Annotated in this window: 21 protein-coding genes and 1 tRNA gene; 8 read left to right on the forward strand and 14 right to left on the reverse strand. The window is 70.4% G+C overall.

Features of this window, described 5'->3' with window-relative positions:
* Nucleotides 1-75: 75 nt before the first annotated feature.
* Nucleotides 76-582 carry a DUF7858 family protein gene (locus HZS54_RS02615; RefSeq protein WP_179920416.1) on the forward strand — a complete coding sequence of 169 codons (507 nt, stop codon included), beginning with the start codon at nt 76-78 and terminating at the stop codon, nt 580-582.
* A gap of 86 nt (nt 583-668) precedes the next feature.
* On the opposite strand, the gene HZS54_RS02620 is transcribed toward HZS54_RS02615, so the two are convergent.
* Nucleotides 669-1,100 (reverse strand): universal stress protein, encoded by a 432-nt coding sequence (locus HZS54_RS02620; RefSeq protein WP_179920417.1) that lies wholly within the window; start codon nt 1,098-1,100, stop codon nt 669-671.
* A gap of 101 nt (nt 1,101-1,201) precedes the next feature.
* Here HZS54_RS02620 and HZS54_RS02625 point away from each other — a divergent pair, with 101 nt between their 5' ends.
* Nucleotides 1,202-2,209, forward strand: a complete 1,008-nt coding sequence (locus HZS54_RS02625; RefSeq protein ID WP_179920418.1) for an alcohol dehydrogenase catalytic domain-containing protein — start codon at nt 1,202-1,204, stop codon at nt 2,207-2,209.
* A gap of 40 nt (nt 2,210-2,249) precedes the next feature.
* On the opposite strand, the gene HZS54_RS02630 is transcribed toward HZS54_RS02625, so the two are convergent.
* The 3 genes from HZS54_RS02630 to larE form a co-directional block, all read right to left on the reverse strand.
* Nucleotides 2,250-2,322: transfer RNA gene (locus HZS54_RS02630), tRNA-Gln, on the reverse strand.
* A gap of 56 nt (nt 2,323-2,378) precedes the next feature.
* Entirely contained in the window at nt 2,379-3,242 is an 864-nt protein-coding gene (locus tag HZS54_RS02635) for a homing endonuclease associated repeat-containing protein (protein ID WP_179920419.1), read from the reverse strand.
* 139 nt (nt 3,243-3,381) lie between these two features.
* Nucleotides 3,382-4,302 (reverse strand): ATP-dependent sacrificial sulfur transferase LarE, encoded by a 921-nt coding sequence (gene larE / locus HZS54_RS02640; protein ID WP_179920420.1) that lies wholly within the window; start codon nt 4,300-4,302, stop codon nt 3,382-3,384.
* Between the two features lie 316 nt (nt 4,303-4,618).
* On the opposite strand from larE, the gene HZS54_RS02645 reads away from it, so the two are divergent.
* Complete coding sequence (locus tag HZS54_RS02645) at nt 4,619-5,605, forward strand: DUF7972 family membrane protein (protein WP_179920421.1); 987 nt, start codon at nt 4,619-4,621, stop codon at nt 5,603-5,605.
* A gap of 65 nt (nt 5,606-5,670) precedes the next feature.
* Complete coding sequence (locus tag HZS54_RS02650; protein WP_179920422.1) at nt 5,671-7,653, forward strand: MutS-related protein; 1,983 nt, start codon at nt 5,671-5,673, stop codon at nt 7,651-7,653.
* A gap of 70 nt (nt 7,654-7,723) precedes the next feature.
* Here the strand turns inward: HZS54_RS02650 and HZS54_RS02655 are convergent, their stop codons facing one another.
* Complete coding sequence (locus tag HZS54_RS02655; RefSeq protein WP_179920423.1) at nt 7,724-8,437, reverse strand: queuosine precursor transporter; 714 nt, start codon at nt 8,435-8,437, stop codon at nt 7,724-7,726.
* Nucleotides 8,434-8,610 (reverse strand): ribbon-helix-helix domain-containing protein, encoded by a 177-nt coding sequence (locus HZS54_RS02660; RefSeq protein WP_179920424.1) that lies wholly within the window; start codon nt 8,608-8,610, stop codon nt 8,434-8,436. Before HZS54_RS02660 ends, HZS54_RS02655 begins: the two co-directional genes overlap by 4 nt.
* A gap of 133 nt (nt 8,611-8,743) precedes the next feature.
* Here HZS54_RS02660 and HZS54_RS02665 point away from each other — a divergent pair, with 133 nt between their 5' ends.
* Nucleotides 8,744-10,588, forward strand: a complete 1,845-nt coding sequence (locus tag HZS54_RS02665; protein WP_179920425.1) for a sensor histidine kinase — start codon at nt 8,744-8,746, stop codon at nt 10,586-10,588.
* 535 nt (nt 10,589-11,123) lie between these two features.
* Here the strand turns inward: HZS54_RS02665 and HZS54_RS02670 are convergent.
* A complete protein-coding gene (locus HZS54_RS02670; protein ID WP_179920426.1) occupies nt 11,124-13,331 on the reverse strand; it encodes a twin-arginine translocase subunit TatC in 2,208 nt (735 codons plus the stop codon).
* Between the two features lie 161 nt (nt 13,332-13,492).
* Here HZS54_RS02670 and tatC point away from each other — a divergent pair, with 161 nt between their 5' ends.
* Together tatC and HZS54_RS02680 are read left to right on the forward strand one after the other, a co-directional pair.
* Nucleotides 13,493-15,277, forward strand: coding sequence for a twin-arginine translocase subunit TatC (gene tatC, locus HZS54_RS02675; protein WP_246391757.1), 1,785 nt, complete (start codon nt 13,493-13,495; stop codon nt 15,275-15,277).
* A 4-nt stretch (nt 15,278-15,281) separates the two neighbouring features.
* The gene (locus tag HZS54_RS02680; RefSeq protein ID WP_179920427.1) at nt 15,282-15,911 is read left to right on the forward strand and encodes a histidine phosphatase family protein; all 630 of its coding nucleotides are present in this window, start codon (nt 15,282-15,284) and stop codon (nt 15,909-15,911) included.
* A gap of 8 nt (nt 15,912-15,919) precedes the next feature.
* Here HZS54_RS02680 and HZS54_RS02685 read toward each other — a convergent pair whose 3' ends face one another.
* From HZS54_RS02685 to HZS54_RS02715, 7 genes are all read right to left on the reverse strand, one after another.
* Complete coding sequence (locus HZS54_RS02685) at nt 15,920-16,063, reverse strand: hypothetical protein (protein ID WP_179920428.1); 144 nt, start codon at nt 16,061-16,063, stop codon at nt 15,920-15,922.
* 58 nt (nt 16,064-16,121) lie between these two features.
* The gene (locus HZS54_RS02690) at nt 16,122-16,670 is read right to left on the reverse strand and encodes a GTP-dependent dephospho-CoA kinase family protein (RefSeq protein WP_179920429.1); all 549 of its coding nucleotides are present in this window, start codon (nt 16,668-16,670) and stop codon (nt 16,122-16,124) included.
* A gap of 1 nt (nt 16,671) precedes the next feature.
* Entirely contained in the window at nt 16,672-16,869 is a 198-nt protein-coding gene (gene spt4 / locus HZS54_RS02695; RefSeq protein WP_179910277.1) for a transcription elongation factor subunit Spt4, read from the reverse strand.
* Nucleotides 16,869-17,447, reverse strand: coding sequence for a DNA-directed RNA polymerase (locus HZS54_RS02700; RefSeq protein WP_179920430.1), 579 nt, complete (start codon nt 17,445-17,447; stop codon nt 16,869-16,871). The genes spt4 and HZS54_RS02700 overlap by 1 nt, the downstream gene beginning before the upstream one ends.
* A gap of 1 nt (nt 17,448) precedes the next feature.
* Nucleotides 17,449-17,829: a PIN domain-containing protein gene (locus tag HZS54_RS02705; protein WP_179920431.1), complete on the reverse strand. Its 381-nt coding sequence runs from the start codon at nt 17,827-17,829 to the stop codon at nt 17,449-17,451.
* On the reverse strand, nt 17,826-19,058 hold the full coding sequence (locus tag HZS54_RS02710; RefSeq protein WP_179920432.1) for a translation initiation factor IF-2 subunit gamma: 1,233 nt from the start codon (nt 19,056-19,058) through the stop codon (nt 17,826-17,828). The genes HZS54_RS02705 and HZS54_RS02710 overlap by 4 nt, the downstream gene beginning before the upstream one ends.
* 104 nt (nt 19,059-19,162) lie before the next feature.
* Entirely contained in the window at nt 19,163-19,582 is a 420-nt protein-coding gene (locus HZS54_RS02715) for a response regulator (protein WP_179920433.1), read from the reverse strand.
* Between the two features lie 140 nt (nt 19,583-19,722).
* Between HZS54_RS02715 and HZS54_RS02720 the strand changes: the two genes are divergently transcribed.
* A complete protein-coding gene (locus HZS54_RS02720) occupies nt 19,723-20,622 on the forward strand; it encodes a winged helix-turn-helix domain-containing protein (protein ID WP_179920434.1) in 900 nt (299 codons plus the stop codon).
* The last annotated feature ends 210 nt before the right edge of the window (nt 20,623-20,832 follow it).

The raw sequence follows: 20,832 nt of genomic DNA on the forward strand, positions 1-20,832 counted from the left end.
CGGAAGCGAACCGTTCGTCCGAGTGTCGTGTTCGTTCCCCAACTATTAAATCGGAGACGGGCGAAGCCGCTGGCAATGGGGCTGTCGGACATCGCCGCGGGGATCGAGGTCGTCGACGAGCAGCGCGAGGAGGGAGTCGCCACTGTCGACCGCACCGACGACCCGCTGGCCGACCGCCTGGAGCCGTTCGCCGAGGAGCTGCCCTGTTCGCCCGCCGAGGCCGCGGCGCTCGTCGACGCCTACGCCGCCGGCAAGCACGTCGGCGCCGCCGCCCGCGTCGCCGGCGTCCCGCCCACCGACGGGGCGAAGGCGCTGCACCTGTTCGGCGAGAACGTCTCCCCCGTCGGCCCGATGGGCCGGGAGATCGTCACCGACTGGCTGGCCGGGGAACTGCCCCGCACCGAAGCCGTCGAACTCGCCGGCGTGTCGGACGGGGAGTTCGCCCTCGCCGCCTTCGTCGAGACGCACGACCCCATCGACGGCGCGATGGAAGCCGTCGCGGGCGCACTCTCGGTCGACGACGCGGACACGCGCGCGGCGCTCGGCGAGACGATCGACGGCCCCGGCGAGACGGACTTCTGAACGCGTCTTCGACGTGTTCCTACCAGTGACAGCAACTGCGCGGGACGCCGCGCCTCACCGCATCTACCCCGGCGGTCGCCGACCGTTCACCGAACGACGGTGACGGTCACGGGGGCCTCGCCGACGACGGTCGTCGCGACGGTCCCGAGGAGCCGGCGGCCGATGTCGGAGCGGTCGCCCCCGTGGCCGCCCATGACGATCTGGTCGGCGTCCAGATCCTCGGCGGTCGCGAGGATCGTCTCTGCGGGGTCGCCGGTCTCGACGACGGTCTCGACGCTCCGGTCGGCCTCGGCGGCGGTCTCGCTCGCGCGTTCGACCAGTCGCTCGGCGCGCTCGCGGGCGTCTTCGCGGCGCTCCTCGTCGGGTTCGAGGACGCCGCCCTCGCTCATCGAGGAGTCCAGCGGCGTGACGACGTTCAGGACGGTGACCCGGCAGTCGAACGTCTCCAGGGCGTGGGCGAGCGCGTCGTCGGCCAGCGGCGAGCCGTCCAGCGGGACGAGCACGTGCGAGGGGGCCATATCCGAACGATGGGCGCGCCGACGGAAGTAACCCCGGCGGAGAGCCCGACGGACTCGCCGCCGCCGCCGCACTCTTGGCCGTCGGCCGCGGATCGCGACCCATGCGAGCCGCAGCGTTCACCGACCTCACCGGCCCCGACGGCGTGGGCATCGTCGACCGACCGGACCCCGAACCCGAGCGCGGGGACGCCGTCGTCGACGTAGAGGCCTGTTCGATCAACCGCCACGACCTGTGGATCCTGGAAGGCGACTCCGCGATGGTCGACGCCGACGACCTCCCGTTCGTCTCCGGGCTCGACGTCGCCGGGACGGTCCGGGAGGTGGCCCCCGACGTGACCGACGTCGAACCCGGCGACCGAGTCGTCCTCTGCCCCAACGAGACCTGCGGGTCCTGCCGGTTCTGCCGCGAAGGCCCCGAGAACATGTGCGAGAACTTCTCGCTGTACCACGGCGGGCTGGCCGAGCGAGCCCGCGTGACCGCCGACCGGCTCGTCGCCCTCCCCGACGGCGTCGAGGCGACCACCGCCGCGGCGCTCCCGACGGCGTACGTGACCGCCTATCGGATGCTCCGGCGCGCCGACCTGGCGGCCGGCGACCGCGTGTTCGTCCCCGGCGCGACCGGCGGCGTCGGCGTCGCGGCGGTCCAGCTCTGCGACGCGCTCGGGATCGAGACGGTCGGCACCTCCCGGTCGGCCGACAAGCTCGACCGCGTCCGCGAAGTCGGGCTCGACCGCGGGGTCGAATCGGCCGACATCGCCGAAATCGAGGCCGCGATCGACGAACCGGTCGACGCCGTCGTCAACCACCTCGGCGGCGAGTACTCGAAACTGGGCCAGTCGGTCCTCCGCCGGGGCGGGACCATGGTCGTCTGCGGCCGCACCGCCGGCGGCACCTCCGAGTTCGACGTGGCCGACCTGTTCCTGGCCCACAAGCGGATCGTCGGCTCGACGATGGGCACCCAGCCCGACCTGAAGCGGCTGGTCGAACTCGTCGCAGACGACGCGTTCGAGCCGGTGATCGACGACACCTACCCACTCGCCGAGACCGGCGCGGCCTTCGCCGCGATGCAAGAGCGGGAGAGCGTCGGGAAACTGGTGGTGGTGTCGTAGCGGATAGAACTGCCGCTCGCGAGGAAAGTGTCAGAAAATATAGTCCTGGGAGGATTCGAACCTCCGTCGTAGCCCCCAGAAGGCTACATGATTGGCCACTACACCACAGGACTGCATCCGAGTATACTGCCGTCCCGTATTTCAGTGTTGCGGACTCGAACGCGCCGTGTTACCGTGTTTCAGTCACTTTCGATGCCTCGTTCGCCTCGCCGGTCGGGGGCTCGAAGTGTTCCTGCCGGTGGCAGTTCGCGCAGAGAACGACACATCGGTCGACCTCCGCACGGACTGCCCTCTCGTCGGCACCGTCCGAGATCAGTTGTCCGACACCCGCGGACTTCTCGTCCGGGTCCGGATGGTGGAACTGGAGACACGAGGGGGTGTCCTCGGAACAGCGACGACAGCCGCAGTTTCGACGGTACTCGTACGACCACGCTCGCAGGCGTTCGCGGTTCGACTGCGGCCCGCCGTCGCGGTCGACGACCACCGGCCGTCGGTCGTGGCGTTTCCGATGACAGTTCGCACAGAGCACGTCGCACTTCTCGAACTCCTCGCGGAGCGCCTCCCGGCCGTGGCCGTGCGTTATCATGTCGGTGACGGCCATCGCTTTCGCCTCGCCGTCCAGATGGTGAAAGTCCAGGCAGGCCGGGTCGGACTCGTCGCAGTCGGCGCAGCCCCGTTCGCGCTTCCGTTCGTTGACCCACGCGCGGAGTCGCGCTCGCCGGCGTAGCGTTCGCTCGGTGTTGTGCTCCGCGTTCCGGTAGTGCCATCGCTGGTCCTGCGAGAGCGCCTCCCACGTCTCACCGTCGGGAAGTTCGACCCCCTCGGGTTTCGGCGCGACCCGGGACCCGCGCGACGCGTTCGTCGATAGTCCCGCCCGTTCCTTCGCCTCGTTCCACCCGCCGACGACCCGAAGGATCGTCGACGCCGCGGGCGTCAACCCCAGCTCCTCGTACTGCGCCTTGGACGGTGATTCGCCCAGTCGCTCCGCGGCTTCCCGCAGCGACTCGATACACTCCCGCTCCGTCGTCGCCATGGACACGGCGACTTGCACCCGGCTTTCGTCAAAAAACCTCGGACCGGACAGCAGATCCCGGACGACACCGCTCGCTCGTAGCACACTGCTCACCGGTCGGCGTCGATCCGGCGCGAAACGGTGCGTCGTCGAACCGGTCTCAGATCTCGTCGGCGGTCGGGTAGTCGGTGCCGAACACGTCCTCGACGACGGGGTCGCCGCCGGTGTCCGCGGGTTCGTCCCCGCCCTCGCCGTCGTCCGCTTCGCCCTCGTCGGCGGGGCTGACGCTGCCGGTGCGGTAGCCGTCGAGGTCGAGCGTGACGTGGTCGAAGCCGAGTTCGCCGATGTACTGGCGCGCCGCGCGGACGAACTCCGGATCGAGGGCGTCCTCCAGTTCGGCCTCGCCGACCTCGATGCGGGCGATGCCGTCGTGGTCGCGCACGCGGAACTGCTCGAAGCCCCACGTCCGCAGGACGGTCTCGGCCTGCTCGATGCGGCCGAGCCGCTCCTCGGTGACTTCCAGGCCGGTGGGGATCCGCGAGGAGAGACACGCCATCGAGGGCTTGTCGGCGACGGAGAGACCGTAGTCGTCGGCGATCTCCCGGACTTCGGACTTGACGATGCCGTGCTCCAGCAGGGGGGAGTAGGCGTCGAGTTCCTCGACGGCCTGCAGGCCGGGGCGGTGGCCCTCCCCGGGGTCGGAGGCGTTGGTGCCGTCGCAGACCACGTCGATGCCCAGCTCCTCGGCGTGGTCGAACATCGCGCCAAGCCGCATGGTGCGGCAGTGATAACAGCGGTCGTCGCCGTTCTCGACGAACGCCTGGCTGTCGAGCTCGGAGAACTCGACGATCTCGTGGCGGATGCCGATCTCGTCGGCGACGCGGCGGGCGTCGTCGAGCTCGGCGTCGGGGAGCGTCTCGCTTTTGGCCGTGCAGGCGACGGCGTCGTCGCCGAGGGCGTCGTGGGCGACGGCGGCGACTGCGCTGGAGTCCACGCCGCCCGAGAAGGCGACGAGGACGCCGTCGCGGTCGGCCAGGTCGGCGCGCGCGGCGGCGAGCTTGTCGGCGACCGGAGTGCTCATCGCCGGCGATTCGGTGTGAACGGCCAAAAGCCCGTTGTTCGACCGCGCGTGTCGGACGAACGGGTTCGGTCGCGTCGGCCGCTGACCACGGGCGCTCCGCGTCGGCCGCTCCCGACCGCGGATCCGCGGGGGTTCCGCGTGGGTCGACCCAGCGAGTGCCTGCCTCGCGCCTTTGGGACCGGCGGCCGTCCATGCGGTATGCGCGTTCTTTCTCTCGGACGAGCCGGGAGTCGGCAGCTCGGTCCAGGCAGGACCGGCGCGTCGCCGGCGGGGTCGCAGCGGGCGGTCGGACGAGGCCGGCGGACCGCGGTGCAGCATGGGTGAGGGCGACGCCGACGACGCCGGCGACGCGGGCGGGAACGGGCCCCGTCACTGGCTGTTCCTCGACGGGAACCGCTGGGTGATCACCGCCGTCGTCTGCGTCGCGATCTTCGCCGTCACGCGCGGGCTCGTCGCCCTGGGCGTGCTCGCGGTCGGGCCGAGCGGCAACGTGCTGACGGTGTTCGGGAGCGGCATCACCGCCGGGGTGTTCACGCTCGTCACGCTGACGCTGACGGTCAACCAGCTCGTCTCCTCGCAGGTGTTCGGCAAGCCCAACTCGCTGCGACAGCGCTACGAGAAGGGCGCCCAGCTCCGCGACCGCGTCGCGGAGCTGAGCGGCCGGTCGGCGACCCCGGTCGACACCGCCGACTTCGTCGCGGTCGTCGGCGAGGCCCTCGGCGACCGTGCCGACTCGCTCCGCGGATCGCGGCAGGGGACGGCGAGCGCCGACGCCGAAGGGGGCGACCTCGCGACCCTGGCGAGCGACCTCGGCGGCTTCGCCGACGAGATCACCCGCGTCTCCGGCGAGATGAAGCCGGTCGAGGCCATCTCGGCGACCGCCGGGTCGGACTACGCGCGCTTCCGGCGGCGCATCCGGGCCGCTCGCGCGGACGCAGAGCTGTCCGACCCCGTCGCCGACGACCTCGACGCGGTCGAGGAACTGCTGGGACATCTCTCGGTCGCCCGGCAGTACTTCAAGACGCTCACGCTCCACCAGGAACTGGCGAAGCTCTCGCGGGAGATCATCTACCTGAGCGTCCCCTGTCTGCTCGTCGCGATCTACGTGCCGACGCTCTATCGCTCGAACGGGGCGGCGGTGCCCGAGGCGTCGCTCCCGTGGGTGATCAGCGCCGCTGTCGCGGTCGTGCTCGCGCCGCTCGTCCTGCTCGTGGTCCGACTGCTGCGCGTGTCGACGGTGATGCGCTACACCGTCTCGGTGGGCCCCTTCGCGCCGCCGGAGGACTGGCCCTGGAACGAGTGAATCGGCGGTCCCGGTCCCGCCACAGGCGCGGGATTTTTCTCCACCGGTGGTAATGACACCGGTAGATGGACATCGAGACGATCCCCGGGGTCGGCGAGAAGACGGCCGCGGCGCTGTCGGAGCTCGACGACCCCGAGCGGGCGCTGCGCGACGGGGACGTGGCCGCGCTGGGCCGCGCCCCGGGCATCAGCGACGGCCGCGCCGCCCGCATCGCCCGCGCCGCGATCCGCCGCGAACACGGCGATCCGGGAGGGTTCGCCGCCACGCCGCGCGCCCAGGAAATCTACCGCGACGCCCTCGATCTGGTCGGCGACCACGCCGTCACCCGCTACGCCGAGCGCCGCCTGGAGACGTTCTACCCCTCCCCTTCCCGGTCACGGGTCGAGGAGGCCCGCGAGTTCGCGGCTCGCGCGATGGAGCGCGAGCCCGACGACGAGATCCGCGGCGCGCTGGCCGGCGTCGAACCCCTCGAAGCGCCCCCCTCGGTCCGCGTCCGGGACCGCTGTCTCGCCACCACCGACGCCGAGACCTACGCCCGCGCCCAGGAGGCACTCCCCGAGGTCAGCGTCGAGATCGTCGACGACGCCCGCGGCCTCGCGGATCTGGCGCGGGGCTACGCCACTGTCGTCGCGCTCGACGACGCGTTCACCGGCGTCGAGGTCGAGGGCGACGTGCGCGTCGAGCCCGACGCGCTGGAGGACCCCGCCACCGTCGTCCCCGAGCGCACCCTCGCCTTCTTCGCCCACAACCGCGATCGCCTGCGGGCGGCCGTCGAGGTCCACCGCGTCGCCGACCTGGACCCGCCCTGCGACCTGGACGAACTCGCCGACGCGCTCGCCCGCATCGACGACGACGGCAACGTCGCCGACGACGACCGCCTCCGGCAGTTGCAGACCGCCGTCGACGACCTCGACGCCGCCGTCTCGACCGCCGAGAGCGTCGCCAACGACCGCCTCCGGGAGGCCATCGAGGAGCGCGACGTGACCATCGAGGGCGCCGACCTCCTCTCGCTGGTCGAGCAGGGCGCCGGCGTCGACTCCCTGCTGCAGCGCGAACTCGCCGACGAGTACGCCGAAGCGGTCGACGACGCCCGCGACCACCTCGTCGACGCCCTCGGCCTCGACGACTACGCCGACATCGCCCGCCGGGCGTTCCCCGACCAGCCCACCTTCCCCGTCGAGCGCGACGAGGAGGTCGTCTCCCGACTGCGCGAGGAGCTCACCACCGCCCGCGACCGCCGCGCGACCCGTCTCAAGCGGGAGGTCGCGACCGACCTGGCCGACGCCCGCGCGGACGCCGAGGCGCTGGCCGAGGCCGCGCTCGAACTCGACGTGGAACTCGCTATCGCTCGGTTCGCCCGCGAGTACGACGCTACACTGCCCGAGATCGGCGGCGAGGGGATCGCCATCGAGGGCGGCCGCTCGCCGCTGCTGGACGTGGCCTACGAGGAAGTCGACCCCGTCGACTACGAAGTGGAGGGCGTCGCCCTGTTGACGGGCGTCAACAGCGGTGGGAAGACCTCCGTGCTCGACCTCGTGGCGCTGACCGTCACGCTCGCGCACATGGGCCTGCCCGTCCCCGCCGACTCCGCCCGCGTCGAGCACGTCGAGGAGCTGCACTACCACGCCAAGACCCAGGGCACCCTCGACGCGGGCGCCTTCGAGTCCACCCTCCGGGAGTTCGGAAGCCTCGTCGACGATATCCGGTCGGGCGACGGCGGCGACGTCGTCGTCCTCGTCGACGAACTGGAGAGCATCACCGAGCCCGGCGCCAGCGCGAAGATCATGGCCGGGATCCTCGAAGCGTTCGACGCCACCGACGCCACCGCCGTCTTCGTCACCCACCTCGCCCGCGAGATCCAGGACGCCGCCCGCACCGAGCTGGCCGTCGACGGCATCGAGGCCGAGGGACTCGTCGATGGCGAACTGAAAGTCGACCGCTCGCCGGTGAAGGACGTGCTCGCCCGCTCGACCCCGGAGCTCATCGTCGAGAAGCTCGCCGACGAACGCGACGGCTTCTACGTCGAACTGCTGGAGAAGTTCGAGTGAGCGAGCGTGCCGCGGTCGTCCGGCGCTCGCCGAACGAGCCGCTGTTTTCCAGTCGGAGTCCGTCGACCGGTCACTCCGAGCTGGCGTAGGCGGTCGCGGAGGCGGTCTTCCGCGAGCGGACGGCGGCGACGACGGCGTAGACGAAGGGGGTGTCGGCGACGGCGACGAACAGTTTGAAGAGGTACTGCCCGGCGACGAGGGCGACGGCGCCCGACAGCGAGGTCGAGCCGAGGAAGTAGAAGCCGACGAAGACGAAGATGACCGTGTCGAGGAGCTGGCTGGTGGCCGTCGAGCCGATGTTGCGCAGCCAGAGGTAGTCGCCGTCGGTGGCCTCGCGGATCCAGTGGAAGACGAACACGTCCCAGTTCTGGCTGACGACGTACGCCGAGAGGCTGGCGACGACGATGGCGGTGCTGGAGCCGAGCACGCTCCGGAACGCGGTCAGGTCGATCTGGCCGGGAGCGGACTGGGCGACCGCCGGCGCTTCGATGGTGCTCCAGACGAGCACGAGCATGACGACGTTCATCGCGAAGCCGACGTTGACGACGACGGTGGCGGCCTTCCGGCCGTACAGCTCCGAGTAGCAGTCCGATGCGAAGAAGGTCAGCGCGTACGCCAGCGCCGCGCCCGGGAGGACCAGCGCGCCGCCGACGACCGGCAACTCGAACGGGAGCCCGAACCGCAGTAGCTTCGAGGCGGTCAGCTGCGCGGTCACGATGGCGGTGACGAACAGGCCGATCAGGCCGACCTGCGCCGGCGAGAGCGCGGGCCGCGGGTCGCTCATCCCTCCTCCTCCAGCCGGCCCTGCCGGGCGTCGATGTCGTCGAGCATGTCGAGCGTCTTGCGCATCGACGCCCGGATCGCCTCGCTCCGGTTGACGAACTTGCCGTCCTCCCCGACGTGCTCGTCCATGTCGTCCAGCAACTCCTCGGGCACCTCCACGCTGATCTTCGGCATGATAGTATCCAGGGGTTCGTCGAGGAATATAGGCGGTTCGATCGCTCCGACGGGCGCTCCCCCGTCCCCGAGCTCCCGTCGGGAGACTGACCCGTCGGGAGGTATTTCACAGGGCCGAGCGAAGACGCGGCAAATGCAGGGGACGCGGGACGAACCGGTCAGGACCGCGGTAGTCGGGGCGCCCGACGACCGCGAGCGGCTCGCGGCGGCGGTGTCGGGGGACGACGCCGTCGCGGTCGTCGAGCACGGGGGGCTCGAGACGCTCGTCGAGGGCTCGGCGACCGAGGTCGATTGCATCGTCTGTCCGACGGGGGCGGACTACGAGCGGGCCAGAGAGGCCGACCCCGCGGTCGGGGTCGTCGTCGTCGCCGAGGGGCTGGAGCGGGCCGCCCTCGAACGGATCGCCGGCGACGCCCGCGCCGTCCACGTCCACCCGGGCGGCGACCTCGCGACGAGACTCCCGGTGCAGGTCGAACGACTCGCGGACCGCCCCTCCTCGACGGCCGCCTGGCGACTGGCCGACTTCGCCGACGAGGCCGTCGTCGAGTTCGACCCCGAGACGCTCGCGCTCCGGGACGCCAACGAGCGGTTTCACGACCGGTGGGGGTGGGACCCGGCCGACCTGACCGACGCGACCGTCCGGGACCTGCTCGTGACCGACATCACCGAGGAGCTCCGCGGTCGTGGCCGCGGCGCCGACGGCGAGGAGCACCTCGAGTGGATGGACCCCGAGGCGGACCCGGTCGAGACGATGGTCGAGCGCGCGCGCGGCGGCAACTACGAGACCCGCGAGTGGCACTGCACCGACGCCGACGGCGTCGCGTTCAAGACGGCGGTCGACCTGCTCGTCGACGAGCGCGCGGGCACCGGCTACCTCGTCGCCGACGTTCCCTCGCCTCGGTCCGGGCGGGCGACCGACCCGCCCGCCCGCGACGAGGCCGCGATGTTGCGCTCGCTGGTCGAACACGTCCCGATGTCGGTGTACTTCAAGGACACCGAGAGCCGTCACGTCCTCGTCAGCGAGGACGTGGTCGAGCCGTTCATCGAATCGCCGGAGGGGAAGATCCTCCACACCCCCGAGGACGTGGTCGGGAAGACCGACTTCGACCTCTACGAGGGGGACAACGCCGCCGAGGCGGTCGCCGACGACCGCGCGGTGATCGAGAGCGGCGAGCCGATCCGCGACCGGATCGAGCACGCACAGCCCCCGAACGGCCAGGATCTCTTCTTCCAGACCACCAAGGCGCCGTGGTACGACGAGGAGGGCCGCGCCCGGGGGATCGTCGGCGTCACCGTCGACGTGAGCGAGCAGAAGCGCCGCGAGCGGGAACTCGACCGCCAGAACGAGCGGTTAGAGGAGTTCGCCGGCATCCTCAGCCACGACCTGCGCAACCCGCTCAACGTCGCCAAGAGCCGCCTCGACCTGTACTGGCGGTCGGGCGACGAGTCCGAACTGGAGGAGGTCGCGGAGATGCACGACCGCATCGAGGCCATCGTCGACGAGGTGCTCACCTACGCCCGCGAGGGCAGCCACATCGACGAGCTGGAGTGGATCACGGGCGTGGAACAGGCCGAGACCGCCTGGGACGCCGTCGACACCGGCGACGCCACCCTGACCACCGACTGGGACTACGCGATCCGCGGCGACGCCGACCGGCTCGGCCGCCTCTTCGAGAACTGCTATCGCAACGCGGTGGACCACGCCGGTGACGCCGTCACCGTCCGCGTCGGCACGCTCGCGGAGAGCGATCCGGGCTTCTACGTCGAGGACGACGGCCCCGGCATCCCCGCCGACGTGCGCGAGCGGGTGTTCGAACGCGGCGTGTCGAGCACCGAGGGCGGCACCGGCTTCGGGCTCGCTATCGTCGCCGAGATCGCCGACGCTCACGGCTGGGAGGTGCGGGCGACCGAGAGCGAGTCGGGCGGCGCCCGGTTCGAAGTGACCGGCGTCACCCGCGGCGACGAACTGGAGTCGTAAGAGCGCCGAGCTAGCTGACCGGCCAGCCGAACGGATCGGCTGTGGAACCCGCCGTCTGCGGTGCTGTGCGGGGCGGTCGCTGTTGCGGTCCTGGCGGACTGAAAGGGCGAGGCGCGCTCGCGTGCAGTTTAGTCGCTGAGCGGGCAACTATCCGCGCGGGCCGTGCGGAGAGCGCGGATATCCCGCTTCAGCGGCCGCGAGCGCGGCGAGGGCTTTCAGCACTCACCGACGAGTGCGGTCGATCCAACTCAAAACGAGCGCGGCGAGGGCTTTCAGCGCTCACCGACGAGTGCGGTCGATCCAACTCAAAGCGAGCACGGCGAGGGCTTTCAGCACTCACCGACGAGTGCGGTCGATCCAACTCAAAACGAGCGCGGCGAGGGCTTTCAGCGCTCATCGTCGAGTACGGTCGATCCAACTCAGAGCGAGCGCGGCGAGGGCTTTCATCGCCTGCTGTCGCGGGTAGTCGTAGTTTCTCCTCGCGAACGAGCCGAGGGCGTTCACCGCCTGCCGCCGACTGCGGTCGATCCAACGCCTAGTCGGCGGCTTCGCCTTCGCGGCTGGGCGTGCGGCGGCCGCCGAGGGTGTACAGCCACAGCAGCCCGAGGCCGATCATGTAGGCGACGGCGACGGGGATGGCGAACACGAGCATCGTCAGCAGGCTGGAGGGGGTGATGAACGCGGCGACGACGACGATGGCCATGACGACGGTCCGCCAGCGGTCGAACATCGTCTGGAAGGAGATCAGGTTGCCGCGGTGGAAGAGGAACATCGTGACCGGCACCTCGACGAGCAGGCCGAAGCCGACGGTCGTCAGCACGACCAGCCACCCGAACTTGTTGATCCGGTAGTAGATGACCATGCTCGACTCGATGGCGTCGGCCGCCAGCCAGGAGATGATCGCGGGCGCGACGTAGAGGAAGCCGACGATCGACCCTCCGATGATGCCGACGATCAGGGTGACGGCCCACGCGCCCAGCACCCGGCGGTCGCCGCCGACCAGTCCACGTTCTTTCAGTCGCGGCCAGGCGTAGTAGAGGATCAACGGGAACGTCGCCACCAGCCCGAGCAGCGTCGCGAACTTGATCTCGAAGATGAGCGCCTCGGCGGGGTGCAGCGTCACGATGTTGGCCTGGACCTCCTGGCTCTCCGGCATCCGACTGAAGAAGGCCTCCTGGAGCGTCCCGATCCCGCCCTGGTAGAGGAAGACGAACGTCGCGGCCATGACGACCCCGAACAGGCCGACGATGCGGAACGCGCGTGAGGTGAGACTCTCCAGGATGAACGCGATGTCGTAGTAGTAGCCGCCGATGTCGTCCTCGGTGGTCTCCTCCTCGGTGAACGAATCGACGACGCCCGCGGTCGTCGAGGTGAGGAGTCCGCCCTCCTCGTCCTCGGCGGCGTCGCCGTCCCCGCCGGTCGCATCGCCGTCCTCGGCCTCGGCGGCCTCGGCGCGGGCCTCCTGGGCCTCCTGGACCTCGTCGAAGCGGTCGAGGATGGCCTGGGCCTTGTCGGGGTCCTCCTGTTCCTGCAGGGCCTCGCGAGCGAGTTCGGTCGCCTCGGCCTCGTCCATCTCCTCGAAGCGCTCGGGCGGGGCGGCGGGGATGGCCGCGGCCGACAGCGCGAGTAGGTCGATGTCGGCGGGCGAGCCCTGCGGTTCGGCGGGGTCGCGGGCCGCGTCGAGTTCCTTGATGGAGAAGTAGAACAGGCCGGCGCCGACGGCGACGACAGCGAGGGCGAAGGCGACGAGCGTGCCGAGGACCTGCGGTTCGAGGCCGGTGAGTTCCGTGAGCGTCGGGAACGGCCCGATGCTATCGGATATGGAGGTGACGACGTCGTTGATCGCGGCGACGCCGTAGCGCGTGACGAAGAGGTAGCCGACGGCGCCCATCACCAGCGCGAGCCCAGCGAGCTTGTTCCAGTATCCGCGGACGACCATAGTGGCGGACACCTCGTCGGCCGACCGGCGCAGGAGTTCGGCGAAGCGGGCGAGCGCGAGGCTGAACCCGTAGAGGCCGATCAGCGGGAGCGCCCACATGATCTGGGTGAGCGGGTCCGGCGGCGAGAAGAAGGCGCCGAAGACGAAGATCGCCAGCACGGCGTAGCGCCAGCGGTCCCGCATGGCCTGGTAGCTCACCACGCGCAGGTAGGCGAGCGAACTCATCGCCAGCGGCAGCTGCGCGGCGAGGCCGAAGGAGAGACTGAGGAAAGCGACGAACTGCGTCCACTTGACGATCGACCACGCGGGCTGGAACCCGGCTTTTGCGGCGTTGCCCGCGAGGAAGGCGAGCATGAGCGGGAAGAAGAGGTAGTAGGCGTAGGCGATGCCGGCGACGAACAGGACCACGGAGAGCAGCGCCGGGAAAACCAGTTTCCAGCGGGGGATGTCCTCCGCGGGCCACCACCCGCGCGCCCGCAGGGCGTCGCGACCGTAGTAGATGACGACCGGGAGCGCCATGATAACCCCGACGAACATGCCGATCTTCGCCTGTAGAAGGATGACGTCGAACGGCGTCGTGGCGACGATGCTGACCTCCGTGTCCCCTCCGAGCTGCGGGTTCAGGTCGGCCTTGAGCTGGTCCCAGATGTAGAGCCGCAGCGCGTAGAACGTCCCCATGAATCCGATCACGAAGACCATGAACGCCTTCTGGAGGTCCTCGCGGGCGCTGCCGATCATGGACCCGAGGGTCGCGCGACCCTGTGCGACGGTCCGTTTCGTGTCCTCGTCGATCGCGGCAGCCATCTCGGGGAGTGGTAACCGAGTGACTGTTATCAATCTATTCATCACGAGAGCGCGCACGGGCCGAGACGCCGGTTCGAGCGCCCGAGCGCCGGCCGCTTCCCCCCGCCGACGGGGCGGGCGAAAAGAAGGCTTACAATAGGGGAGCGCAAACCCGGCGACGAATGACTGACGAGCGGCCCGGCGACGGCGACGACGAGGAGGGAGCCGCCGGTCCGCGCGACGACGAACGGGGGTCGGACGGCTCCGCTGACGAGTCAGTGGAGTCGCCCGACGACGAACGGGGGGCGGACGGCTCTGCTGACGAACCAGCGAATCCGTCCGACGACGAACGGGGGTCGGACGACTCGGGGGGGCCGGACGAACCGGACCGCTACGACCCGGCCGCCGAGCGCCGGACCGACGCCAACCCGTCGCCACGCCCGGACAACCTCCCCGGCGACGACGACCGGGACGACGGCGAGAGCGACTCCTCGGACTCGCTGGGCCACCCCGGGGCCGACGACAACGAGACGCCCGGCGACCCCTCCGAGTGGGTCGACGACGGGGACGACGCCGGCGGCGACGCTGGCACCGGTGACACCGACGCCGTACCGGCGGACACGGTCGAGGGCGGTGCCGCCGCCGACGGCGGCTCCGACGCCACCGAGTTCGGCGGCGACATCAATCCGCACGCCGACCCCTCCTCGGGCGGACCGGCGGAGGGCGCACCGGCCGCGCCAGCCGGCGAGGGTATCGGCGGCGCTCCGGACGACCAAGAGATGCCGCTGGCCCAGCACATCGAGGAGATGGTCCGACGGCTGGGCGTCGTCGTCGTCGCGATGGCGCTGGTCAGCGGGCTCACGTTCCCCTTCGCCGACCGGCTCATCACGTTCCTGTGGTACTCCTTCCTCGAGGGGTCGCCGCAGGTCTGCCCGACGACCTCCCCATCGGCCGACGCGGCCTGTCCGTACCTGTTCCAGCCGCTCGCGCTGATGTTCGCCCGGCTGAAGGTCGCCTCGCTGGTCGGGTTCGTCGTCGCCCTGCCCCTCACCGTCTACGAGTCGTACCTGTTCATGCGCCCCGGTCTCTACCCCCGCGAACGCCGCTACTACCTCGCCTCCGTCCCGACGAGCCTCGTGCTCGCCGGCGTGGGCATCCTCTTCGCGTACCTGCTCGTCCTCCCGACGCTGTTCGTCTACTTCACCGGCTACACCGCCCAGGCCGCCGAGGTCACCTTCAGCCTCACCGAGACGTTCAACCTCATCGTGATGATGCTGGGCTTCTTCGCGCTGGTCTTCCAGATCCCCCTGCTCATCATGCTCGCGGTGATGATGGGCGTCACCTCCCGGAGCTGGCTGGCCGCCCGTCGCATCTACTTCTGGGGCGGGTTCGCCACCGTCGCGTTCCTCTTCAGCCCGGACCCGACCGGCATGGCGCCCATCCTCGTCGCCGCGACGATGATCGTCCTCTTCGAGGGCACGCTGTTGCTCCTGTACTGGACCGGCGAGGCCGCGGGGGTCACGGCCGAGGATCTGGCCGCCCGCCGGCCGTTCGTCTGGCTCGGCACCGTCGTCGTCGGCTACGTCGTCTCCACCGCGCCGCTCCCGAGCGGCTACTACGAGCAGTTGCCCGCCGCGGTCACGTCGGCGCTGGCCGACCTGGGCGTCACGCGGCTGACGCCGCTGCTCATCGGCCTCGGCCTCATCGCGGTCTACGAGGGCGTCCTCTACCTCGACCGGAACGTGGGCGGCCGTTCTGGCGTCTACAGCTATCTCGCCCGCGGCCGCGTGGCCGTCTGGCCGCTCTCGCTGTTCGTCGGCTACCTCGGCAGCCCCGACCCCGCGCTCCTCCAGCGGATCGACGCCGTCGACCTCTCGACGGTCGAGTCCGCCGGCGTCGTCGTCGGCCTGATCGTCACCTACGAGTTCGTCCTCGTGGTCGTCGACTGGATCGAGAACCGGAGATGACCGGGTGGGTCCCGTGACCGGGCGCGTGCTGCTCGTCCGCCACGGCGAGACCACGTGGAACCGCGCCGGCCGAATCCAGGGGTGGGCCGACGCGACGCTCACCGAGGAGGGTCGCGAGCAGGCCCGTGCGGTCGGGTCGCATCTGGTCGACGCCCACAGCGTCGACCGGCTCGTGGTCTCGGATCTCAGGCGGACGCTGGAGACCGCCGAGGTGCTCCGAGCGGTCGGCGTCCGGGCCGACCCCGAGCGGGCCCGCGCCTGGCGCGAGCGGAACTTCGGCGAGCTACAGGGGCTCACCCGGACCGCAATCGCGAGTCGCCACCCAGAGTACCACCGCGACGAGTCGCTGCTGAGCGTGCGCTCCGTGGCGGGCGGCGAGTCGCTCTCGGCGTTCGAGACGCGGGTCCGCGAGGGCTGGGAGCGACTGGTCGACGAGCTGGCGGCGGGCGAGACCGCGGCGGTCGTCACCCACGGCGGGCCGATCCGGGCGGTGCTGGCGGCGGTGACCGGTCGCGAACTGGCGACGCTCGCCTCGGAGTTCTCGCCCGCGAACTGCGGGCTGACGGAGATCGAACTGTCGGGCCCGGACGCCCAGGTCGTCGGTCGGGACGGCACCGACCACCTACCGGTCTAGCCGGGCGTTCAGGTCGCCGTCTCGACCGTCGAGAGCCGCCAGAGTCCGTACAACAGGACCGCGGAAACCGAAACCGCGAGCAGCAGCCAGAGCCATCCCCACGACCGCGGCGGCGTCGTTCGCAGGACGAGCCACTGCCAGTTCGCGATCACGGTGGTCCGGACGAGATGTCGAACCGTGAAAACGGTTGTGACGACCGAAAACCGGACCTCACCGGTCGAGGCCGAGGGCGTCGAACGCGCGGGACGGGTCGCCGTCCATCCGGCCGAGGAGGTCGACGACGCGGTCGCGGGTGTCGGTGTCGACGGTGACGTGGACGACGCCCTCGCCGGGCTGGCCGTAGCAGACGCTGGCGCCGTCGGGCGCGGCGGCGATGGCGGGCAGGGCGGCCAGGTCCTCCTCGCCGTCGACGCGGACGAGCGTCCGCTCGCCGGCCGCGAGCGCGTCGACGAGCGCCTCCAGCAGCGCGGCGGTGAGCGTCCCGGGCGGGTTCTCGATGGCGCGGACGCGGTCGAAGCGGTCGTCCTCGATCCCGGCGCTGACCTCGTCGTCGACGGCGGCGCGCTCGGTGCGCTCGTCGACGAAGGCGAGGTCTGGCACCCGACCGGCGTCGAGGGTGTGGTAGGTGACGATGTCGCCGACGGTGACCAGGGGGTCGCCGGCGGCGTCGAGAACGGCGGCCGTGTCGGTGGAGACGGGGCCGAACGGGTCTTTGAGATCTGCACGGAGCGCGGACTGGAGTTCGAGGACGACGGTCACGTTAGCGGACCTTCAGCGCGTACCGGCCGGCCTCGGTGACGCCCATCTCCTCGGCGATCTCGCTGCGGTCGGGGTGGGTGATGACGACGAAGCCCGCCCAGTCCTCCGTGAGCGACGACGACCCGCAGGAGACGCAGGTCTCGGCCTCCTCGGAGTCCTGCACGCGGTGACACTCGCGACAGACCAGTCGGTCGGCCATCAGTCCTCACCCGCTTCCGCCGTCGTCTCGCGCTTCTGGCGGTCCTCTTCGAGCCAGCCGTGCTTGCCGAGGCCGACCTGTTTCGCCGTGAGGCCGATCTTCGAGTCCCGGGGGTTGCGCTCGTCGATGCTCTTGGTGACGATGCGCGCCCGGACGGCGTCGCCGACCCCGAGGGTGCGATTCGAGTCCCGCGAGGAGAGCATCTGGCCCTCCTCGTCGTAGGCGAGGTACTCGTCGGAGATCTGCGAGACGTGGAGCAGGCCGTCGACGGGACCGATCCCGACGAAGGCGCCGAAGTTGACGACCTCGACGATCTCGCCGTCGACGACCTCCTGCATCTGCGGATCGAAGGTCAGCGCGTCGAACTCGGCGGTGAAGTAGACGCCCTCCTGTCCGGGGACGACCGCCCCCTCGCCGATGTCGTGGACGTCGATCACGGAGACGACCGAGCCCACGTCTTCGTCCATCCGTCCCTCGAGCTTGTCCTGCAGGAGCCGTTTGACCAGCCCCGGCGTCACCTCGGCCAGGTGCGCCGGCGGCACTTCGACCGTGTCGCGGAGTGTAACCCGTTTGTACATGTTATGGTTGAGTGACTGTGAGTTTGTTCTCGGCCCGTAAACTAACTACCGGAACGCCCGCGTCGAGCAGCCGGCGCTTGAGCGGACCGTCGTTCGTGACCGCGTGCGTTACCGCCTCCCGCCCGGCGACTTCGACCACCGCGTCGTCGGCGTACGATTCCTCGTGGCCGACCGACTCACAGCGGTCGGCCGCGAGGTCCAGCCCGACGCTGGCCGCCGTCGCCTCTTTGCCCCGCCCGTCGGCGAGCTTCGCGAGTTCCGCGCGGACCGCCTCGGGGACCAGCAACTCCTCGTCCCCCAGCAGTCGCTCTAGCTCCTCGAACACGCGAACGTCGCATTCGACGGGCATCATCAGTGCGTTCGTGTCCATGACGACGCTCATTCCCGCAGCGTACCGATCCCGATGAGCCGCCAGCGGCCGCCCAGCCGTCGGTTGATGGCGATCTTCGCTCCCTCGCGGGCGCAGACGGGCCGCTGGAGCGCGACCTCGGCCTCGCCGCCCCGGGCGCTGGTGACCGAGCCGACCGTCGTGGCCGTGCCGATAGTCATCATCAGCGGTTCGCCCGTCGAGATCTCCTCGACGTCGCCGGCGTTCTCGCCGACGATGCGGTCGAGCAGGTCCACGTCCATCGTGAACTGCTCGTGGGTCGGCGGCAGGGTGCCGGGCGGGCCCGCGACCTGCCCGGCGAGCGCGTCGCCCTTCGTGATGGCGGGGTCGAGCCCGGTACCGACGCCGAGCAGGCCGCCCGGCGTCGCCGTCTCGACCGTGTCGCCGCCCGCCTGCAGCGACCTGACGGTCGTCTCGACGGGTTGCCACTCGGACTGGCCGCCCTCGTCGACCTCGCGGCCGGGACGGAGCTGGATCTCGTCGTCGGCTTCGAGTTCGCCCTGGACGAGCGAGCCGCCGAGCACGCCGCCCAGAAGCGAGTCCCAGGTCGTGCCCGGGCGGTTGATGTCGAAACTGCGCGCGACGAGCATCTCGGCGTCGGCGTCGGGGTCCCGATCCGGCGTGGGGATCTCCCGCTCGACGGCGTCGATGAGGAGATCCATGTTGACGCCCTGTCCGGCGCTGATGGGGACGATTGGGGCGTCCTCGGCGACGGTGCCCTCGACGAACTCCTGGATCTGCTGGTAGTTCTCGCGGGCCTGCTCCTCGTCGACCAGGTCGATCTTGTTCTGGGCGACGACGATGTTGTCGATGCCGATGATGTCCAGCGCCATCAGGTGCTCCTCGGTCTGTGCCTGCGGAACGGGCTCGCTGGCGCTGACCACCAGCACCGCGCCGTCCATGATCGCCGCACCGGAGAGCATCGTCGCCATCAGCGTCTCGTGACCCGGCGCGTCCACGAACGAGACCGTGCGCAGCACGTCCGTCTCCGCGTCGTGCTCGCCACAGGTCTCGTCGACGGTGTACGCGTCGGGGACCTCCCCCTCCGGACACTGCCGGAACGTCGCGTCGGCGTAGCCGAGGCGGATCGAGATCCCGCGCTTCATCTCCTCGGAGTGCTGGTCCGTCCATTCGCCCGACAGAGCTTGCACCAGCGTCGTCTTGCCGTGGTCGACGTGACCGACGAGTCCGATGTTCACCTCCGGTTGTGTGTTCGTCGTCATCTGGAGAGTAATCTTGGGGAATCTTCGCCCTCTGCGACTGATAAACCTACTGTTTGCGCCCGTGGAACGCGCCGCGGTGGCACCCGTCACCGCCCGACACCAGCTCAGTCGTCGAGCGCGTCCTCGACGGCCGCGACCAGGTCGTCGAACCCCCCCGTCGAGACGCCTTTCCGGACGAACGCCGCGCCCCGCTCGCGGGCGCGCTCGGCGAGTCCGTCCTCCGCCGCGCCGGTGAACAGCACCAGGTCCACGTCCGGATGGGCCGCGTCGACGGCGTCGAGCAGCGCGAGCCCGTCCATCGCGGGCATCTCGTAGTCGCTCACGACACAGTCGACCGTCTCGTCGACCCGGGCGAGCGCGTCGTTCGCGTCGGTCGCCGTCCGGACGGACACGTCGTCGATCCGACCCAGATAGGCGCCCGCCAGCGCCGTCAGGTCGGGGTCGTCGTCGACGACCAGTACCGTGCGCGTCTCACAGCATCCCGTCGACCGGTGGAGGGGTCCCGACTCACGCGATGCACACATCACTCACCGATTGACTCCCGTCCGTGTTAACCATCCACGAGCGTTTTCTGACGCTGAAATCGCCGTCAGACAAGTGACAGACCGACTACAAAAAACCGCTTCAGGGAACGATTTAGGTCGCTCCCGCCGATCGATCGGGTATGAGCGGAGCCAGCGACGGGGCCGGCGAGGAGATCGATTCGGAGGTCGACCCGGCGGAGGCGTTCGGCGTCGTCGCCAACGAGACCCGTCTGGACATCCTCGAGGCGCTGTGGCGCGCCGACGACCGGCCCGTGAGCTTCTCGGCGCTGCACGACGACGTGGCGATGCGCGACAGCGCGCAGTTCAACTACCACCTCCAGCAGCTCACCGACCAGTTCGTCGCGAAAAGCGAGGCGGGCTACGACCTGCGCCACGCGGGCGCCCAGGTCGTCCGCGCGGTCCGCGCGGGTACGTTCACCCGCCAGCCCGACATCGACCCCTTCGCGGTCGAGGGCGCCTGCACCCGCTGTGGCGGCGGGCTCGAAGCGCGCTACGCCGACGAGCAGTTCCGGATAGAGTGTGTCGACTGCGGCAAGTCCCACGGCGAGTACGAGTTCCCGCCCGGCGGGCTCGTCGACCGCACCGACGCGGAGATCGCTACCGCCTTCGACGAGCGGGTCCGCCACCTCCACTGCCTGGCCGCCGACGGCGTCTGCCCCGCCTGCGCCGGCCGCATCCACACCGAGATCGTCCGCGACGACGGGGAGTGCTGTCTCGACGTCGCCCTGCGCGCCGAGCACGTCTGCGAGCGCTGTCGCAACGAGCTCTGCTCGCCCGTCGGCCTCGTCCTGCTCGACGAGTCCGTCGTCTCGGCGTTCTACGAGGACCACGGCATCGACCTGTCGGACCGGCCCTACTGGACGCTCCCCTGGTGCGTCGACGACGAGTACACCACCGTCGACGCCGTCGACCCCTGGCGGGTCACCGTCGAGATCCCGCTGGCCGACGACCGCCTGACGGTCACGCTGGACGGCGACCTCGACGTGGTCGACAGCGAATGTCTCTCCTGCGAGGGGTGAGCACTCGGCCCGTCTCCGGCCCACCGTCACCTTTCGACCCGGTTCCCCGTCCCGTCGTCGGTCCACGGTCCTGCCACCGGGTCCACCGACCCGTTTCGACGCGGTCCCCGCCCCCGGGCGATGGAAAGGATCCGTTACTCGCGGTAAGCCGGCGTTACTAGCGAGCCGACGTTACGCCGTAACAATCATACTGGTGGACATCAAACCCAC

This window comes from Halosimplex pelagicum, assembly GCF_013415905.1.
GTDB lineage: Archaea > Halobacteriota > Halobacteria > Halobacteriales > Haloarculaceae > Halosimplex > Halosimplex pelagicum.